Below are 15,783 nucleotides of genomic sequence, written 5' to 3'. Positions count from 1 at the left end.
AACTCTTCAAATGAAAACCTGATTTTTTCTGCAAATGATTATTTTCCGTATCATTCTTTATACAATACTTTATCCAATCATCGGCTTTTTCCTTTGAATATGGAAATGGCACTAAAGCAAGCCATTTTGAAACATTAAAATCGTTTAATCCTTCGATTAAATCATCTATATCATTTTCTTGCCAATTCCTAATGATAATCTATTAGTTTCCAATTTCATATTTCTGGGTTTTGTTATTCTAATCACAAATATTTTACTAGATATTTTTACATTTCATTTTACAAATATTTTTAGATTTTATTTTGTATGTATGAGAATCAGAGAGGGGGATTTTGCTTTAGTCGGAGCAGGGTAAGTAGAGTGAAATTTAAAATATTGTTAGTTGCTATACGATAATGCGGAATAATCGGGGTTTTTTGTATTGGTAAATTTGATTTACTCTAAAAAAATAGAGCTCTGAAATTGGCAACGAACATCGGATGTGCTACGATGATCGGTTTGGAAATGTATCATCTCGTAATTATTGTATTAGAAGATTTTAAATTCGTTCTAAACAGTTAACGCCTTGTCATGGTTCCATGATCTTTTGGTTATAATAATGCATATCTTGTTTTGAATTGACTATTGGGAGTGTTTGGATTATTTTTTTCTTGAAGTTCCTTTAGTATACCATTAACAAAATACATTTTAATTTTGCCTTTATTTTTTGCTTCTATATATCCACGATAATCACAATCAAAAAAGTCTTTAACAAGTTCAAAGGTAGCCTCGGATATATTTATCTTTCCAGTAGCACCTGAAGATTCACATCTGCTTGCTATATTGACTGTATCGCTCCAAACATCATACGCAAATTTTTTATCGCCGATTACTCCGGCAATCACTTCACCGGAATGAATTCCTAGTCTTAATTCCCAATACGGTAGATTTTGAGATTTTTTTATATCTTTCATTTGGTTCATAAAGGCTTGTATCTCTATTGCTGCCATTACAGAATCCACGGCATGTGTTTTATTTTCAGTGGGGATCCCTCCAACAAACATATAACTATCCCCAATTGTTTTTAGTTTTTCAAGATTGTAATGATCCATTAGGCTATCAAAGTATGAAAAACATCTATCCAATTCAGCTACCAACTCTTTTGGACTCATAGTTTCGGCGATACTTGTAAAACCCTCAAAGTCAGTAAAACAAATTGTGGCGGAATTAAATTGTCTAGGTGTGCTAACTCCTTTTTGTTTTAATTCTTCAGCTATCTCTTGGGGGATTATATTTAATAATAATTTTTCTGACTTTTCATGTTCTTCGGTTAATTTTGTTTCTGCCATATCTACGGCTTTCACAAACTGGTAAACAATCAACACTATAAGAAAGCATACTAGTATTAGAGGGGGAATGAGATACTCTGCTGATACTATCCATTTGGGTGGGCCAAATAATGCATTCCCGCCTAAAACTCTATAATAGTACTGACTCGAAATATAAAATCCTAAAGGCACGATAGACATTATAAATCGGGAAACATTAAATTTCTTAGAGATCATTAGAAATGATAAAATTGAGGTAATTAAAAAACCTAGCGGTGCCGGATCATCTGCTTGAGCTAATGTCAGTGCTCCGAGGTGGTAATTAATAGATACTAACGTAAGTAAAGCGGATAAATTGAAATAACGCATCCTAATAAGGACGAATGCAAATAATAATGGAATTATTAGAATGAAATAATGGATAAAAGAATATAAATGAGTTTCTGGCGGTTCATTATAATACACTGAGACAAGTAGGAGCGTTGGTATTAAAAACATACTAAATTGAACGTAAAGCGTAGTGCGAACTGATCGTAACTCAGATCCAGTAAGTCCACTGGTGATTTTTTTTAATTGGAACCATTCTTGAATCATATCATATATAGAATTTACTTTTCTCATTCTGGGATGCAGCTTCTTTCTATCTTTTCTTGTTTCAAGAAGAATAAATTTAATTTTTTATGAATTTAAACAATGGCGCTTAACGAACTAGGCTTATGAACACATAGTCCGCATCTATGTCCCAATTGGGACGTTATTGTCGAAGCTCGCCGTACTTTCGGGATATGCCAATACCCTCATGTTAATGATTCGTTGTTTTTACATTTATCGGTTCATAATAGAGAATGACTGCACCAGCGCTAAACGTTTTGGTTTTTATGAGTTTAAGCGTAATTTTTTCACTGATGTTTTTAAATAACGGCAAACCACTTCCTGCGATAACAGGGTGAACACAAAGTTGGTATTCGTCTATTAAATTAAGTTTCGTCAAAGCTACAATCAAGCTTGGACTGCACACAAGAACATCTTTACCCGATTGTTGCTTGAGATCCAAAACTTCTTTCTCAAGGTCTTGAGTTGCTAATTTCGCAGTTTTCCAATCTACATTTTTCAGTGTGCGGGAAAAAATAATCTTCGGTATGTTGTCTATTGCAGCTGCAAAGTCGTCCATTGTTTTATCGCCTGTGGGATTTTTCAGCACGGTTCGCCAAAATTCCATAAGTTGGTATGTTATCCTGCCATATAAAGCTGTATCAGCACTTCTCAACAGGTCGGCATAATGTTGATGTATTTTTTCGTCAGGGACACCTGAGGTGTGGTCACAAAACCCGTCAAGTGTCATATTGATTGCTGCAATTAACTTTCTCATATGATTCCTTTTATTATTCGCCTATGTCTTTCTTATCGTTTTTTTTCAATTTTTCCAAAGCGTCGAACAAGCGATCGCAATCAATCTTGAGTGCGCCGGTCTTTGGTAAAATCCCGCAGCGTATCGATAAATCGTAGTTATGTGAATCTTGATGTGTGTTCCAAAATCCATCGCATTATTACCCTAACGTGATGGATTTTGGGAAACTTTTTAAAAAGTTAAGTTCTGAAATCATCCAGCCCATAGGCCCAAACTCCAAATAGATCACTGATTCATCGAACAGACTGTAGTTATCGAAACTACTTAAGCCTCATTATAAGCCTTTTCAAGTGTAGCAACCTCAAGCTTTATCATTTCCATCATGGCATCCATTACAGCTTTTACTTTTTTCGGATTGGGATCGTTAATAAGTTCCATGAAACGTCTGGGTACGATTTGCCAAGTTATACTGAATTGATCAGTAATCCACCCACACTGGAGTGGTTTTGCACCTGCGCTGATAAGCTTATTCCAATACTCGTCGACTTCTTCTTGATCCCTACAGTCAACAAAAAGCGAAAAACCATTTGAAAACTGGAAATATGAACCGCCGTTGTATCCCATAAAAAATTGACCGCCGATGACGAATTCGGCCGATGTAATTGGACCATCGTTGCCAGTGCGAGCAATATTCTTTATTTCCGAATCAGGGAACGTTGAAGTATAGAATGCTATTGCAGCCTCAAGCTGATCATTAAACATAAGGAAGGGTGTAATTTTAGACATAAATCGACTCCTTTTTTTTAAACGCGTAAGAATTGAATCTAATGATTTTAAGTGGTGTAATTTTATCATTCACTTCTTAAGCACTAAATTGCAGATAATGAACTAGGCTTATCGACGTTGGTCGTAGGTGAGTGAAGTGAATCCTAAAGCATAGCGATAAGCCATAGTTATGCGCAGTTTCTGAATTGGACTTAGTTAAAATTAAGGTCGAGCCATTTCCCACAGTAGGCATCCGGATAGAATGAGTCACGGAGCTTAATGGGCAGTGCATAAATTTTCGCGGTCAAAATATCCAATTTAATTTCCACTAAAAGCGTTTCTAACATAGCGGGAGAATCGTAGATGATTGTAGCAGCTCCCTTATTATTGGAAATTGCTAACACTTTAGAAGAACTATGTTCGATAATCTGAAATTTGGCTGGAGATCCATCTGGTGCGCGTAGGCCTATAATACATGTTTCTTTCGGATACAAATTAACCGTTGTCAGCATCAAGATTGCAACTACTAAAACTGCTTTATTATTCATGAACGTTTCCTCCGTTTATGTTTATTGATTTTCCAGAAATAAAAGCCGATACTGAGGGACCAAAAACTTAGTAGAATTGCGTTCAAAAGGATGTGGTGGCGCAGAAGGAATGTCTCAAAGGAAGGACGCTTTAGAAGAACTGCTTCCGATGAAGTCAGATGAAAGGTGGTATACATTGGTAGTGTTTGCGTTGTATCTAAGGTAATTTCTAGATGATAACTTTGACCGGGTTGAATTGTCGGAATATAGAAGGCTAGAATTCTGCCTTCAACAGATGGATCACGACGATGCAGAGACGAAGGTGGGATGGCTATTGTGTTGGCCTTAGTTACAATGGGGTCTTGATCGAACTTCATGTTAATAACGAGATTATGGAAGACGGATTTCATGGTTAAATTGGTCACCTGTACAACAAGGCGAGGAGGTCTCGTCTCTAATTCTTCCAATTCAAGAATAGGTGCATCTAATAGAAGCCCAACCCAATAGTTAGTTTGTAGACCGACAAGCCCCAATAGTGCTGTCAGTAAAAAGGGAAATTGAATAGCTTTCAAAATGCTCAAGTTATTTTAATCCTGAAATTTAGTATAACGAACTAGCCAAAGATATTTTTTTCGATTTTTCTTTTTAATATTTTTTGTAATAACGATGTTAAGATTTTTATTTCCTCCCGTGAGAGTGATGAAAATAGCTCATATTCGGCGGTTTCAACATAATTATTTGCAGTTCCCAATAGTCTTTTACCGGCTTCAGACAATGTATTTTTTTGAATCCTTCCATGTTTGGAATCTACTTTTCTTATAATTAGATTTCTCTCTACTAGATTCTTAATAATCAAATTAGATGTCTGAGGTGTGATGAAACTTTTACGTGCTATTTCGGCATTTGAGATTCCTGGATATTCGTGTATTGCATTCAGGGTAGCATATTGTGGTGTTGTAAGTTCAATTTCTTTTAATTTGTTATCCATCATTTTACGAAGTTCATGCTGGGCAATTTTTAATAAATAACCTGGGTGTGATTCTGCATAAAATTTCTTCATTATTTCCTCTTGACATATCAGCATGCTGATATATTATATGTATCAGTGTGCTGATATTGCTTGGGAGGTAAATGATGGCAACTCTAAAAGGGGCAGACTTTCTTGCTATACAGGTAAAAAATATAGAGGCTTCAAAGAAGTTTTATACTGAGGTTTTGGGTTTTCGAACAGCCTCCTTCAGTCCACCGCATGCTGTGGTATTTGATACCTCTCCGATCCCTTTTGCGATTCGTGAACCGGTTGTCGACTTATCACAGCTAAAGAATCCAGGGACAGGAATTGCTTTATGGTTTAAATGTGACGATTCGGTGGCTTATTGCAAAGAAATTAGAGAAAAGGGAGCGGAGATTATTAGTAGTCCTGAAATGGGGCCCTTTGGAATGACTTTTCAATTCAAAGACTTAGATGGATATATACTAACTGTCCATGATAAACCCTAGTTATGCGAAGTTAGTTTATGTCTTTCAGCTTAATTCCAGTTTCAGTCTTCCATTCTTCAGGTCCAGATGATGCTGTGCCTAATACAATACATGATGCTGCTGACGGACTACTAAAAATTGTATCTTCGTTAAAAACTAAATGTCCATTTGATTCAATTAGAACATTTGTTTCAATTAGTTTATTTCTTAAAGCTGTATAGCTTCCTAAAGAGGAAAAGACTTCTTTAGACGCCGTTGATCCTTTCAATACAACATAACCTTGGTCATTAATTATCAAATTTGCAGAAAGTCCCTTTCTGGTTATTTTAAATTTTTGGAGATTTTGTAATTCTATGTTTTCTGATAGAATAGTGGAAGGAATTAAAAATCGAAATCCCAATAGTGGAAAGATTAATTTTATTTGCTGAATAAAATTATCTACCAAAGATTCATCTGCTTCAGATAAAGTTGAAAGAGTGGGTTTATTTGAATTATCAATTTCACAATTTTTTGAATTTGTTGCAAATACATATAGCTTTGATTCCATATTTTTAATATGTGCTTTTGTTAATTCACCTGGATTGGAGCTGAAAACCGCAACACATTCAACAAAATCTTTTGTATCGTCTGATAAATGATTTTTTAATCGTTCTTCAAGGGGATCAGCTTCTCCAATATAAATTCGCTCATTGAAAGTATTTTCTTTTGGAAATGAATTTAAAACATAGATACCTGGATTTTTATATTCAGTTCTATTTAATAATTCCTTTAATCTAGATCTCGGAGAATAAATTGCTCTTAGAGAGGATCCGCCAACTTCAATCGTTTTTGGACCAGTTTCATTATCATCAATTTGGTAGATTGTTATTTTTTTTCCCATGGGTTCTCTTTGAAATATTTTTAAACTAATGTCGCATAATGAGCAAGGGTGAGTGAAACGAATCCCGCAGCGTAGCGGTAAGGCGTAGTTAGCCGATGATCAGCGAGTTAATGAATCCAATTCTCTAATTGGATTTCTTTAATTCTTTTGAATTCCTTTTCATTATTAGTAACAAGAATGAGTTCTCTTGAAATAGCTTGAGAGGCAATTAATAAGTCATATGGTCCAATGACTTCGCCTTTCTTTTCAAGCCTAGTTCGAACATTAGCAGCTACATTGCTATCATTTCCGTCAAAAGAAATGATATTAAGATACCCAAGAAAATCTTCGAGTATCCTTAAATTCTGTTCATGTCTTTGACTCTTTTCGACTCCATATCGTAATTCGAATTCAGTAATGGAGGAAATAAAGATATTATCTAAACTGATTTTCTTGAATTTTTTGAGAACAGCTTCTGGCCTTTTATTAATGATATAGATACAGATATTCGTATCTAATAAATATTGGCTCATATGCTTTCACGTTTGTCGAAGCCTTTGGGCTGATTTCTTTCAATTCGTAGGTCGTCAGGAAATTGCCCTAAGATGCTCCAGAGCCTATCGGCAGCATCATCAATAGGAGATAAGATAACATTTGCTCCCTCTTTTCTGATATAGACTTCCTTACCATTAAATCTGAACTCTTTCGGCAGTCTTATTGCTTGACTATCGCCATTTTTGAATAATTTAGCTCTATTCATAATAATATATACTATGAGATATATATTATTATGTCAAGCTATGGAATTAAAAAATAGGGACACAAATGTTAAATTTCTGATTCTTTCTTAACAAAGTTTTAAAGAAAAGAGTTAGAAAATTTTAATAATCCGCTTTAATTTTGCTTAAAATATTCAGTTTTTTCATTTCCACTGTATTTCAAATTAATAGAATTACTGACTTTCGGCTAACGAACTAGCCTTACCGACGTTGTCCGTAGCTGAGTCTCGGAGAGACGTTAGCGTCGGCACGCTTTCTTGCTTAAGCAAGAAACGTAACGGAGGACAATGTGTCGGAGACCGAGCAAGGGTGAGCGAAGCGAATCCCGCAGCGTAGCGGTAAGGCGTTGTTATACGTCGTAGCTTTTATTAGTGAATATTGGATCTTCCCATTCCTAATTATAAATTTAGAATGCAGTTACTTATATTTTATTAATTAAAATCTATTGCTATTGGAGTTTAAGAAATTTAAAAACAATTATTATCGCTAGGAAGATGATAATTAAAGTGGAATAAACAGTTGAACTAACTGGATTTATTTGCTTTCTCGTTTTTTATCCAAGAGAAAATGCATTTAAAAAAACTAACCAATATTAGAATTAGACAATTATTTCAGGAATCGAATTTTAAATAAATGATGTTTACTGTTGTTCGTATGCTTGTAAGCATCATACAAAACGGGAAGTATGAAGAATATATTTAAGCTGAAAGTTCCTTTTGCAGTTCAACTTCCTTCTTGAGAACTTTATTAATTATAGAATTGATGTCTTTACCTTTTGAAAAAGCAATTTTGGAAAAATATTCTTCAATATCATTATCAAGGTATATAGGAAGATGGATATCTTTCTTATCTTTAATGAAGAAGATTCCTTTTTTGCCTTTTGAGAAATCGTAATGTTTTTTCATTTCTTAGTGTTTACCTAATCTTTGGAGATATTCTTTCTCTTCTGATTTATCAGCTTTTCTCGCGGAAATTATTCTTAATTTTTCATCGGATTTATTAGATTTGTCTACAAAAACAACAACTACAATGGTAAAATTTTCAATTTTTCCGGTGAGCGAAAGCGAATCCCGCAGCGTAGCGGTAAGGCGTAGTTATACGACGTTTCCTTTTTATTCGGATAGAGAATAATGAAAAGGGAAGTCTTCTTTTCTAAAAATTTCATTATGAATGGCAACATAGTAAGAATTGGGTTAAGGTTCCTATGCCAGGCAATGTGTTCATTAGGCGTGTTACTTTGTCATGATAAAGAGGTATGATTTCCCTGATTTTAGACTCATGGCAAGATTCAACAAAATAGTCCAAATTATCTCTATTTAAGGCAATTAGTCCTGTCGGGTAAGTTTTTATTGCAGTAAACTCTGTCTTCAGAAAATTTTCTAATTCTTGTGAATTCATTTTTTATCCACGTTAAGTTAAATAATCTTTTTCACAATTGCTTGCTCATATAAATCTCTTGAAAAATTTCTAAGAACTAGTCCAAGATCATGAATTTCACTTTCGCTGAAATCTATTTGCGTGAGAGCTGGTTTTTTTAAATTATCTGCAAGCTTATTGTCGTATAATCTTTTATTATGAATCAGGCAGTTTCGAATTAGAAATCCAGTTTGAATTGAAGAAATATTGTTTGCCGAAATTTGAAACCCAAATTTATCACTTAGTATTGCTAGCACCTCAGAAATACTTTTATAAAATGTCTCATGAATTTCGCTATCGATAATATAATCTAGTATTTCATTGTATGTGTTAACTTTCATTATAAAATCTATTTCTATCTTTTTTTTATTCGGTAGTGAAGATGGATTGTGCTTATATAGTGCACGAAAGAAATCTTGAAGAAAATTTTCAAAATAGGAACAACCTAAAATTGTGGTAGAATCGAGAATTTGTTCTTTGTATTTTAGGTAATTGATTTCAATTTCTTTGCCTTCTCCCCAAAGAAGAAAATTGTGCGGTAGTTTTTCATATATTTCTTCTCTTGAAAATCTCAATAAGATAATTAAAGAATCTAATTTTTCAATGAAATCTGTAAGTATATTGCCGGAATTATTACTCATAATTTTAATTTAGGAAATGTCGTATAACGAACTAGCCTTACCGACGTTGGCGGACGGCGCGTTTTCTTGCTCTGCGAGAAACGTGACGGAAAGCCAATGTGGCTTTAGCCCGAGCAAGGGTGAACGTAGTGAATCCCGCAGCGTAGCGGTAAGGCGTAGTTATACGCCGGTTTGATTTTAAACAGCGATAGGGAATTTTTCGATATGATTTATTTTTTCTTGCATAGCTAACCAAAGATCATACTTTCCTTGCATTCGAATCCAGCTTTCAGCAGATGTATTTGTAGCATATGCGATTCTAACAGCCATATTTGGAGTAATCCCAGCTTTTTGATTCACAATTTCAGAAAGAGTTTTTCTTGAGACACCTAAACTTTTCGCAGCTTCAGAAATAGGTAAATTTAAAGGTTTTAAGACATCTTGGAGTAAAACTTCTCCCGGATGGGTAGGCTTTCGTGTTTTAGTGTTTTTCATTAATGGTAATCCTCATAATCAACTAAAATTGCATCTTTACCAACAAATAGAAAAGTAACTCTCCAATTTCCATTTACGGAAACAGACCATCGCTTTTTTTTATCACCTTTTAAAGGATGAAGCTTGTATCCTGGTAAATCCATGTCTTCAGGCTTTAAAGAGGCATCTAACCTATCTAATATCCTTGCAAGTTTACTAGAGTGATCAGGTCTTATTCCTTTTTTGCTACCAGTATTGAAAAAATCTTCTAAACCTTTATGAAGAAATGATTTGATCACCAGATATGAGTGTAACGTCATGGGTTACAATATCAAGTCTTTTTTTGTAATTTTAATTTAAAATCGTAACCTAAATAGCTTTTAATTTCTTTCTCCAATTGAACATTAAATTGTAATACTTCTAAAGTTGTGTTTTCAAGAAGGTTAATCATGAATTCAGTTTTTTCATCGGCAAGTTTTCCGAATAAAATCCAAGATAGGTTATTATGTTTTTTTTTGATTTTTATTATGACTTTGTTTTCCATGGAAGGATTTATCACGAATGGTTTTAAGCTGATAGTCTTGCCTGATAGAAGTGTTTTTATTTATCAATTCAAAGATGAATTCTCTCTCCGCAAAAGTATTTCCTATTATACTTTTTTTCTTGAGAATATTGGGAAAAATATCCGAAACATCGCGATAAACTTCGAAAGCGGCCATTACCCAATTATTAAGATTTAGAATTTGGTATTTATTTTTTTATTCGAGTAATCAGCCCATGCTTCTATTATAATTTCAGAAAGAATATAAAAATAAGATAATCCTTCTTCATCGTTTTTTTTTAACATATTCTTTTCAAACTGGCGCATAACGAACTAGCCTTACCGACGTTGTCCGTAGCTGAGTCTCGAAGAGACGTTAGCGTCGGCGCGATTTCTTGCTTAAGCAAGAAACGTGACGGAGGACAATGTGTCGCAGACCGAGCAAGGGTAAGCGGAGCGAGTCCCGCAGCGTAGCGGTAAGGCGTAGTTAAACGAAGTGCCTGTGTTTGAAAGATTTAATCTACAAAGGAATTATTTACTTTTCTTTTTTCCACCAACGTAATGACTTCCTTTGCCTTTACTGTTTGTGCCACCGACACGTTTGCTTCCTTTTCGTCCGGCAGCATCAACTGCAAAAATTATTAGCATAGAGCTAATAATTATGATTGAAATTAGTTTTAAATTTTTCATAATTTTGACCTTTTTTATTTCAAAGTTGTATGAAATTATAAATGTATTTCTCTAATTCTGATCTTGGAAGTTGAAAGGACCACGAACTTACCAACTAGGTCATCATTATGTTGGTTGATTAAAGTTTGAATAGCTTTTGTAATTTCTAAATATTCTTTTGGATTATATCTTAGTAAGATAACTCCAATGGTGAATTCTTTATGAGAAAAAACCCATTCACCAAAATCTTTATCTAAAGTAAGTATAATTGAATTTAGTTTTCTTGCGATTTCAATCACTTCAAAATCGGATACACTTTTATGATCTTCGAGTATGGAATGAATAACAATGCCGGATTCTCGAAGGATTTTAATAATACGAAAATCAACATTTTCGTCAGCTAGTAAACTAGCTAGCAAGAAGCGTTTCCTTGCTAATAACATCGCTAGAGTATGCAATACATGCGTAGATATCTTCTTTACGGATGTTTGGAGTAGCAGCCAGAATATCTTCGATAGTCAAACCTTCCCCCAGTCTTTCAAGAATAAGCTCAACAGTAACCCTAGTGTTTTTGATAACCGGTTTCCCAAGCATAACCTGAGGAGAAGAGCTAAGATGTTCTCTGTAATTCATAATTATATTTTAGGATATGATCTATAAATTTGTCAAGATTCAATATTTACTTAAAAGACAGAGAGTAAGCAATAATTCTTAAAAAGAAGGCCTATTTGCCCATTTTTGGCTTTTCTTAAAGAATTTTAGGCATTTCGTTTAACGAACTAGCCTTACCGACGTTGGCAGACGGCGCGCCTTCTTGCTTAGCATGAAGCGTGACGGATAGCCAATGTGGCTTCAGCCCGAGCAAGGGTGAGCGGAGCGAATCCCGCAGCGTAGCGGTAAGGCGTAGTTAGCCGCAGTATACTTTTTAAATATTAGTAGTTTGATTTGACATATGAAAAGTTCCATTTGCAAATCCCGTCTGGTCCACTAGAAAGATGATCTGGACTGATATCAGAAAATGAACTTAAATTATTATAGACATAGTTAATTATTTGATCTTTTTTTTCCTGTTCTAAAGCCTCCCACCAAATAGGGGAAAATGCTAGATTTTCGAATTGTAATGTTTGCCTAAATAGATAATCTCCGATATTTTTCTTTAAATACGTTGCGGTAGCAAGTGAGTTAATATAGTGTTGACCAATATCCGAACTGCTTTTGTGCCAACTTATAATATACCCCCATCCGGATTCCATTGGTGCAGAGCAGAATGATAATAACTGTAATCTTTTGTTTTTATCAAACGGAGTTTGAATATGCTTTCCTTGAAAATCGTAATATGGATAACAAAGGCCAGAAAATGCAAGGTTAGGTTTAGATTCAGAACAAAATATAACATATTCTATATCTAAAAAATCTTTCTTTTTTAACGATTTGTCAAAATTCATCTTATGCTTTTTTAAATCATTTAACCCTTTTTCTGTTCCTTCTATAGTGGCCTTCAAGAATTCGATTATTGCTGGATTTTCTTCTTTATTGATACTTTCTAAACACAGTTCATATGAATTTGTTTTCATATATATTTCACGACAGACTGAGCGATAGGAATATAAAAAAACTTGTTCATTTGTCGGTTGAAGAGGATAGTCATCTATTGGAGTAAAGAGTTCGTTATCATGTTTTTGGCAAAAACCTTGGAATGTTGAAACTTGATCAAGCCCCTTTAGTTTATAAGTCGGTGCTCCTGCATTTCTCTTTATATCACTAAGGTCAGTAGAAATTGCATAAACATGTCCGTTATGTGAGATTGATGAAAGCATCTGTCTCTTTTGTATAGAATGGGATTTTATTGTGTGATCACAATTGTTAGTAGCCGAATAGTGTAGACATTTCCCTTTCTGCTTTAGTCTTTTCCATTTCTTAAGGAATTCTTGTGTATTTTGGGTTTGATACTTATTTTCAATGCTAAATTTAGTTGGTGATTTAACTGTTGTCGTTATACCTAAATATAGAATAGATAGTCCTTCTTTTTTACATTTGAGATAATTTTCTGTACCTATATCTTTGTCTTCAAAATCGTTGTGATTAACTTCATAAGGATACTGAATTATTCTATTAATTTTTATATCGTCCTTTTTGATAAAATATTCAGACTTAACGATTGCTGCTTCTGGTGTCGTTTCTGAAACCCAACAAAATGCCTGCGCATTTTTCAAATCAGGAAATCTGTTGTCATTAATTTCTACGTCAAATTTGATATAATATATTTTCATTAATTCAGATTTAAGTTAAGTATATTGCGGCTAACGAACTAGCCTTACCGACGTTGTCCGCAGCTGAGCCTTCAAAGAAGGCGTTAGCGTCGGCGCGCTTTCTTGCTAAGCAAGAAACGTGACGGAGGACAATGTGCCGAAGGCCGAGCAAGAGTTTGCGGAGCAAATCTCGCAGCGTAGCGGTAAGGCGTAGTTATGCGAAGTTACTCATTTAGCCTATAAAATTCAATATGCTTTTTTTCTATTAAATAATCTAAGGAGAAATCTTTAAAAAAATTCATTTCTCTTAGCACAAGGCCGAATTCATCATCGTATAATCCAAAATAGAATAGTAAGGATATTTCATCGGGAGAAAGTACGGATTTAATGTATTGATTAAAAGATGTCTTATTTACGCAATTTTGTGAATATTTAAGGAGTTGTTTTAAAAAATTAAAGTAATTCATTGATTCGTCAGAAATTAACGGATAGTAGAGTTGAAAACAAGCAGAGTAAAAGTCTTCTCTTCTTTCAAATACAACCTGATGAAAGGATCCTGCATATATGTTTTCAGATAAATGAAATATTTCATTGAGGGTCGTTTTGTATTCATGCGCAAGTTTTTCGTCAAGTTCTTGATTGTCTAATATTTTTGAAAACATAGTAAACCATAGGTAGACATACTGGAAATATTTGTTACCTGTAATTTTTTTTTCGGTAGTTTGAGGAAAAGCCGAATCTGAATTATAAGATTCTTCTGGAATTGAAATTTCAATTCTATCCCTAATATTAAAGAGAGTATTCATCAAACTAAAGAAATGATTGTCTTCGTTTTGTTGTCTAAAAGAGGCAGATGTTTTTTCTAATTCTTCTTTTTGAGTATAAAAAGTTAAGAATAGTAGTGAAATCGTAGTTGTAAGCCAGATGGTGCTGAGTAGGCTTTGAAAAATTGTCGCTATTTTACTTGAGTCATCAATATTTACATCATGAAATGTAAGTATATATCCACTATTAATCATTTGAAAACATAAAATGAAGAATAGAATGATTCCGATTATGAAACTTCCAAATGCGATCTTATTTAGTATTTCTTTTGACATTGATTTTGAGTAATTTCGCATAACGAACTAGGCTTATCGACGTTCCTCGACCCTGAGTCTCGAAGAGACGTTAGGGACTGGCACGTAGCTTGCGTATGCAAGCGAGTGACAGAAGAGGAATGTGGCGTAGCCCGAGCGAGGGTGAGCTTGCGAATCCCGAAGCGTAGCGATAAGCCGTAGTTATGCGACGTACATTTTATTCGTATTTTTTCGGAAAACTAATTAGTTCTTTGATATAAATTGTTAAACAGAATATCAAATAGAAATTTAGAGATTCTAGCATTAGTGAAGATAGCCTTAAAAGAAAGTTGAAATTGAAGTCTAGATTTTTAAATAATATTTTTTCAAAATAACTTATAATATTAAAGTTAAAATAAATTGAATGTAATCCATCACCGAAATCATTTCGAATTAAATTTATTAAAAAAGTGTTTAGGATAATGGAAATGATTAATAAAAGTAGAGGTCTTTTGAATCGACGATATCCGGCGTGTAAGAAATATAATAATTGTCTCCAGTAATTATTCCTGGAGCTAAAATAATGGTGATAATTAATTAAACTTTCCTTGACTTTGTAGTCTTTTAATGTAGAGGAAATTTCATTTAGTGATTTAATTAAAACTGATTGATTGTATGCAAATCCTATGCTGCTTTTTTCAATCCTCGGGTCTTCTTTATATGTATATATTCCATCTCCAATTTCTTCAACATAAATTTTTGGTTTAAAGTAGCTTATGTTGTTTTTGAATTTATTAATGATTCTTTTATATGATATTTTATTTTCAGTTGGATACGGAAAGAGAACTTCTCCGGGAATGTATTGTTCCGGTTTTTTAAAATAGAAGTATAAGAATTTTTCAAATATGTTGTATCCTTTAGGTTTTTTATTGCTTATTAGATTAATCGAAGAATCAAAGTATAGGTATTTTAGAATTGTTTCTTTAGAGAATTTGATAGATACATTTACAATTGTTAAGTTTGAAATATGTTTTGCCTTAAATAGGAATAGGCTTAGTCCGGAAATATTTTCCAAAAATATATTTTGAGCAGTAGTATCTAGGTAATTAATTGAACAGTTTTTTAATCTTAATGTTTGGTTATCCGATGCATTTGAATGTTTAAAGTAGCCTATTTTGGAATTCTCAAAATGTAAATTATTCTCTATACTTTCTATATATGATTCAAAATGTTCTATTTTACAATTTCTGAAATAGATTTGTTTATTTATGCTTAAATTGTTTCTAATCGAAGTAAAGTTTTGGTTTAATAAATATATTTTCTGAATTTCGGAGTATTTTAGATTTTTTATGAAAATATCAAGGAAGAAGTGATTTTTGGTCGTTTCAGTGCTCATGGCAATTAAAACCATTTTATCCAACAAATTTTTTCTGATATTTGAATATGACCTTTTTGTATTTTTTGATAAATGTTTTAGTAAATTCAGTTCGAAGACAAATTTTCCATTTTGAAAATTTCCTAATGAATTTGAATCTACGAAAATTATTGAATCATTTTTGAATAAGTCTTCGCCTAAACTACCACAAGATTCAACAAATTCAAGAGTTGGATATGTAAGAGAGGTAGGATTTGTTTCAAAGAAAGATAATTGAAAGTAGTATCGTTCCATATTAGTTTAATTCATGTATGTCG

General features: G+C 33.4%; 21 protein-coding genes. 1 reads left to right on the top strand and 20 read right to left on the bottom strand.

All coding sequences use genetic code 11. The features are described 5' to 3' along the window. Window positions 1-590: 590 nt before the first annotated feature. The 6 genes from DI077_RS16170 to DI077_RS16145 all read right to left on the bottom strand — a co-directional run bounded on the left by DI077_RS16170 (window position 591) and on the right by DI077_RS16145 (window position 5,007). On the bottom strand, window positions 591-1,928 hold the full coding sequence (locus tag DI077_RS16170) for an adenylate/guanylate cyclase domain-containing protein (RefSeq protein ID WP_109021328.1): 1,338 nt from the start codon (window positions 1,926-1,928) through the stop codon (window positions 591-593). Between the two features lie 181 nt (window positions 1,929-2,109). Next, entirely contained in the window at window positions 2,110-2,676 is a 567-nt protein-coding gene (locus DI077_RS16165; RefSeq protein ID WP_109021327.1) for a dihydrofolate reductase family protein, read from the bottom strand. Window positions 2,677-2,979: 303 nt separating this feature from the next. Continuing rightward, window positions 2,980-3,441, bottom strand: a complete 462-nt coding sequence (locus DI077_RS16160; RefSeq protein ID WP_109021326.1) for a VOC family protein — start codon at window positions 3,439-3,441, stop codon at window positions 2,980-2,982. A 191-nt stretch (window positions 3,442-3,632) separates the two neighbouring features. Beyond that, window positions 3,633-3,968, bottom strand: a complete 336-nt coding sequence (locus DI077_RS16155; RefSeq protein ID WP_109021325.1) for a hypothetical protein — start codon at window positions 3,966-3,968, stop codon at window positions 3,633-3,635. Further along, window positions 3,965-4,528, bottom strand: a complete 564-nt coding sequence (locus DI077_RS16150) for a hypothetical protein (protein ID WP_109021324.1) — start codon at window positions 4,526-4,528, stop codon at window positions 3,965-3,967. The genes DI077_RS16155 and DI077_RS16150 overlap by 4 nt, the downstream gene beginning before the upstream one ends. A 32-nt stretch (window positions 4,529-4,560) precedes the next feature. Then, on the bottom strand, window positions 4,561-5,007 hold the full coding sequence (locus tag DI077_RS16145) for a MarR family winged helix-turn-helix transcriptional regulator (RefSeq protein WP_167837187.1): 447 nt from the start codon (window positions 5,005-5,007) through the stop codon (window positions 4,561-4,563). 71 nt (window positions 5,008-5,078) lie between these two features. Between DI077_RS16145 and DI077_RS16140 the strand changes: the two genes are divergently transcribed. Further along, entirely contained in the window at window positions 5,079-5,447 is a 369-nt protein-coding gene (locus tag DI077_RS16140; protein WP_217351565.1) for a VOC family protein, read from the top strand. Between the two features lie 10 nt (window positions 5,448-5,457). Here DI077_RS16140 and DI077_RS16135 read toward each other — a convergent pair whose 3' ends face one another. From DI077_RS16135 to DI077_RS16070, 14 genes are all read right to left on the bottom strand, one after another. After that, the gene (locus DI077_RS16135) at window positions 5,458-6,306 is read right to left on the bottom strand and encodes a GIY-YIG nuclease family protein (RefSeq protein ID WP_109021322.1); all 849 of its coding nucleotides are present in this window, start codon (window positions 6,304-6,306) and stop codon (window positions 5,458-5,460) included. Window positions 6,307-6,413: 107 nt separating this feature from the next. Continuing rightward, on the bottom strand, window positions 6,414-6,818 hold the full coding sequence (gene vapC / locus DI077_RS16130) for a type II toxin-antitoxin system tRNA(fMet)-specific endonuclease VapC (protein WP_109021321.1): 405 nt from the start codon (window positions 6,816-6,818) through the stop codon (window positions 6,414-6,416). Further along, on the bottom strand, window positions 6,815-7,045 hold the full coding sequence (locus tag DI077_RS16125; protein ID WP_109021320.1) for an antitoxin: 231 nt from the start codon (window positions 7,043-7,045) through the stop codon (window positions 6,815-6,817). Before DI077_RS16125 ends, vapC begins: the two co-directional genes overlap by 4 nt. A gap of 717 nt (window positions 7,046-7,762) precedes the next feature. Beyond that, window positions 7,763-7,969, bottom strand: coding sequence for a toxin-antitoxin system, antitoxin component (locus DI077_RS16120; protein WP_100736135.1), 207 nt, complete (start codon window positions 7,967-7,969; stop codon window positions 7,763-7,765). 510 nt (window positions 7,970-8,479) lie between these two features. Further along, window positions 8,480-9,121, bottom strand: coding sequence for a hypothetical protein (locus tag DI077_RS16115; RefSeq protein WP_109021319.1), 642 nt, complete (start codon window positions 9,119-9,121; stop codon window positions 8,480-8,482). 177 nt (window positions 9,122-9,298) lie between these two features. After that, on the bottom strand, window positions 9,299-9,595 hold the full coding sequence (locus tag DI077_RS16110; protein WP_109021318.1) for a HigA family addiction module antitoxin: 297 nt from the start codon (window positions 9,593-9,595) through the stop codon (window positions 9,299-9,301). After that, window positions 9,595-9,873: a type II toxin-antitoxin system RelE/ParE family toxin gene (locus DI077_RS16105; RefSeq protein ID WP_109022133.1), complete on the bottom strand. Its 279-nt coding sequence runs from the start codon at window positions 9,871-9,873 to the stop codon at window positions 9,595-9,597. Before DI077_RS16105 ends, DI077_RS16110 begins: the two co-directional genes overlap by 1 nt. A 32-nt stretch (window positions 9,874-9,905) precedes the next feature. Further along, entirely contained in the window at window positions 9,906-10,118 is a 213-nt protein-coding gene (locus DI077_RS16100) for a hypothetical protein (RefSeq protein ID WP_109021317.1), read from the bottom strand. A gap of 528 nt (window positions 10,119-10,646) precedes the next feature. Next, a complete protein-coding gene (locus tag DI077_RS16095; RefSeq protein ID WP_167837173.1) occupies window positions 10,647-10,805 on the bottom strand; it encodes a hypothetical protein in 159 nt (52 codons plus the stop codon). A gap of 35 nt (window positions 10,806-10,840) precedes the next feature. Continuing rightward, window positions 10,841-11,203: a DUF5615 family PIN-like protein gene (locus DI077_RS16090; protein ID WP_109020911.1), complete on the bottom strand. Its 363-nt coding sequence runs from the start codon at window positions 11,201-11,203 to the stop codon at window positions 10,841-10,843. After that, window positions 11,193-11,417, bottom strand: coding sequence for a DUF433 domain-containing protein (locus DI077_RS16085; protein WP_109020912.1), 225 nt, complete (start codon window positions 11,415-11,417; stop codon window positions 11,193-11,195). Before DI077_RS16085 ends, DI077_RS16090 begins: the two co-directional genes overlap by 11 nt. Window positions 11,418-11,716: 299 nt before the next feature. Then, window positions 11,717-13,054, bottom strand: coding sequence for a hypothetical protein (locus tag DI077_RS16080; RefSeq protein WP_109022555.1), 1,338 nt, complete (start codon window positions 13,052-13,054; stop codon window positions 11,717-11,719). Between the two features lie 203 nt (window positions 13,055-13,257). Continuing rightward, a complete protein-coding gene (locus DI077_RS16075; RefSeq protein ID WP_109022525.1) occupies window positions 13,258-14,133 on the bottom strand; it encodes a putative phage abortive infection protein in 876 nt (291 codons plus the stop codon). 196 nt (window positions 14,134-14,329) lie between these two features. Further along, window positions 14,330-15,760, bottom strand: a complete 1,431-nt coding sequence (locus DI077_RS16070; RefSeq protein WP_109022526.1) for a hypothetical protein — start codon at window positions 15,758-15,760, stop codon at window positions 14,330-14,332. Window positions 15,761-15,783 lie beyond the last annotated feature (23 nt).

Origin of the sequence: Leptospira kobayashii, from assembly GCF_003114835.2 — a bacterium.
Classification (GTDB): Bacteria; Spirochaetota; Leptospiria; order Leptospirales; family Leptospiraceae; genus Leptospira_A; species Leptospira_A kobayashii.
Note: the sequence above shows the minus strand (reverse complement) of the source record. Positions and strands in the feature narration are given on the sequence as shown.

What these genes read in the sequence shown, in the direction of transcription:
- DI077_RS16170 (WP_109021328.1), bottom strand. Translation starts at nt 1,928, where the DNA reads ATGAGAAAAGTAAATTCTATATATGATATGATTCAAGAATGGTTCCAA.
- DI077_RS16165 (WP_109021327.1), bottom strand. Translation starts at nt 2,676, where the DNA reads ATGAGAAAGTTAATTGCAGCAATCAATATGACACTTGACGGGTTTTGT.
- DI077_RS16160 (WP_109021326.1), bottom strand. Translation starts at nt 3,441, where the DNA reads ATGTCTAAAATTACACCCTTCCTTATGTTTAATGATCAGCTTGAGGCT.
- DI077_RS16155 (WP_109021325.1), bottom strand. Translation starts at nt 3,968, where the DNA reads ATGAATAATAAAGCAGTTTTAGTAGTTGCAATCTTGATGCTGACAACG.
- DI077_RS16145 (WP_167837187.1), bottom strand. Translation starts at nt 5,007, where the DNA reads ATGAAGAAATTTTATGCAGAATCACACCCAGGTTATTTATTAAAAATT.
- DI077_RS16140 (WP_217351565.1), top strand. Translation starts at nt 5,079, where the DNA reads ATGATGGCAACTCTAAAAGGGGCAGACTTTCTTGCTATACAGGTAAAA.
- DI077_RS16135 (WP_109021322.1), bottom strand. Translation starts at nt 6,306, where the DNA reads ATGGGAAAAAAAATAACAATCTACCAAATTGATGATAATGAAACTGGT.
- vapC (WP_109021321.1), bottom strand. Translation starts at nt 6,818, where the DNA reads ATGAGCCAATATTTATTAGATACGAATATCTGTATCTATATCATTAAT.
- DI077_RS16125 (WP_109021320.1), bottom strand. Translation starts at nt 7,045, where the DNA reads ATGAATAGAGCTAAATTATTCAAAAATGGCGATAGTCAAGCAATAAGA.
- DI077_RS16120 (WP_100736135.1), bottom strand. Translation starts at nt 7,969, where the DNA reads ATGAAAAAACATTACGATTTCTCAAAAGGCAAAAAAGGAATCTTCTTC.
- DI077_RS16115 (WP_109021319.1), bottom strand. Translation starts at nt 9,121, where the DNA reads ATGAGTAATAATTCCGGCAATATACTTACAGATTTCATTGAAAAATTA.
- DI077_RS16110 (WP_109021318.1), bottom strand. Translation starts at nt 9,595, where the DNA reads ATGAAAAACACTAAAACACGAAAGCCTACCCATCCGGGAGAAGTTTTA.
- DI077_RS16100 (WP_109021317.1), bottom strand. Translation starts at nt 10,118, where the DNA reads ATGGAAAACAAAGTCATAATAAAAATCAAAAAAAAACATAATAACCTA.
- DI077_RS16095 (WP_167837173.1), bottom strand. Translation starts at nt 10,805, where the DNA reads ATGAAAAATTTAAAACTAATTTCAATCATAATTATTAGCTCTATGCTA.
- DI077_RS16085 (WP_109020912.1), bottom strand. Translation starts at nt 11,417, where the DNA reads ATGAATTACAGAGAACATCTTAGCTCTTCTCCTCAGGTTATGCTTGGG.
- DI077_RS16080 (WP_109022555.1), bottom strand. Translation starts at nt 13,054, where the DNA reads ATGAAAATATATTATATCAAATTTGACGTAGAAATTAATGACAACAGA.
- DI077_RS16075 (WP_109022525.1), bottom strand. Translation starts at nt 14,133, where the DNA reads ATGTCAAAAGAAATACTAAATAAGATCGCATTTGGAAGTTTCATAATC.
- DI077_RS16070 (WP_109022526.1), bottom strand. Translation starts at nt 15,760, where the DNA reads ATGGAACGATACTACTTTCAATTATCTTTCTTTGAAACAAATCCTACC.